The sequence below is a fragment of the Pseudoalteromonas sp. SMS1 genome (genome assembly GCF_021530565.1).
In the GTDB taxonomy this organism is placed as follows: Bacteria; Pseudomonadota; Gammaproteobacteria; order Enterobacterales; family Alteromonadaceae; genus Pseudoalteromonas.
In genome coordinates this window covers 1-1,449 of record NZ_JAKGBI010000067.1, presented here as the reverse complement: position 1 = coordinate 1,449, position 1,449 = coordinate 1, and the positions used below count along the sequence as shown (strand labels likewise).

Sequence of the window (1,449 nt, the reverse complement as noted above, 5' to 3'; positions counted from 1 at the left end):
AATAGCTGGCGGTCATACAACCAGTTTACAGTCACACCCTGCTCGCTTACTTGCACGGTGATCTCCAATTCAAACTTCAATGCCTCTGCCGATTGCGCCATACGGGTGACGCTCACATCGGGTAATGAGATGGCCAACTCACTGTCAAATTGCACATCAAAACTGATTTGGAACAAGGGGCTGTGTAATTGAGAGCGGTGTTCACAGCACTGTTCAACCACCTGCTCAAAAGGCACATCTTGATGTGCTTGCGCAGCCAAATGGGTTGCTTTCACATGCGCCCAATAATCTGCCAAACTGGCCTGAGCGGTGTCTACCCGCAGTACCACGGTATTGACAAAGAACCCTAGCAACTCCGACAGTTGTGCCTGTTGGCGGTTGGCCACGGGCGTCCCCATCACACTGTCCGAGCTATGACTGTGTCGTGATAACACCAATGCCAAAGCACTGTGCAATAACATAAACACACTCATGCCCTGACGGCTGGCTTGTTGGGTGATCTGCTGATAGTCCTGCGTTGATATTTGGCTTTGCCACAGCGCTGCATCTCGGTTTGTTTGTGCTGAGCGCGCGCCATCCAGCGGCAACTCATGTACGGTCGGCACATCGGCTAACTGCCCTTGCCAATACGCCAATTGCATCGCAAACACGTCACGTTGTGCTGGCTCGCGCTGCCAATGCGCATAGTCAATATACTGAATAGGCAATGGGGCTAACGGCGTATCCTCACCCGCCAGTAAAGCACGATATCCCTGCTCAAATTCCTTCACCAAAAGTGGGATAGACCACCCATCTCCAGCAATGTGGTGTAAGTTCAACACCAGCACCCCACGTGCCGGCGCAAGGTCAATGAATGCGGCACGCAACATCACATCCTGAGATAAATCAAACGCCAGCTGTTTGTCACGCTCAACCAACGCCGTTACCGCCAACGCCTGCTCTGAGGCTGGCAAAGACGTCAGATCATGCACGTGCAGAGTGAAGTCGACCGCGTCAAGGATCTGCTGTGCGGGTACCCCTTCCACTTCACACATCACAGAGCGCAACACCTCATGACGCATGATGATAGCCAACAATGCTTGCTCCGCAATGGCCACATTAAAATGACCCTCGACCTCAAAGGCTGCGGCCATATTGTATTCTGGGCTGCCGCCTTGCAAGCGATCTATAAACCACAGTCGCTGCTGTGCATGCGACAAGGCATAACGGGTTTGCGCTCGTGCAATGGGCGCGATGTCTTGGCCTGTGTGGCTGCTGCATTGTGTTATCTGCTGCGCCAACCCCTTTAGGTCGTTGCTTTCGAATACCGCCTGAACCGACAACTCTTTGCCAAGCGCACGACGGACTTGCGCCACCAATTTCACTGCCAATAACGAATGCCCGCCCAAGGCGAAGAAGTTATCGCCGATGCTAATCTGCTCAGCATCCAAGTTGAGTAATTGGGCAATA

The 1,449-nt window shown here is 52.9% G+C and carries 1 protein-coding gene; it reads right to left on the bottom strand.

What is annotated here, in order from left to right:
* The coding region (locus tag L1286_RS24010; RefSeq protein ID WP_235409546.1) for a condensation domain-containing protein at positions 1–1,449 on the bottom strand (1,449 nt) is incomplete at both ends.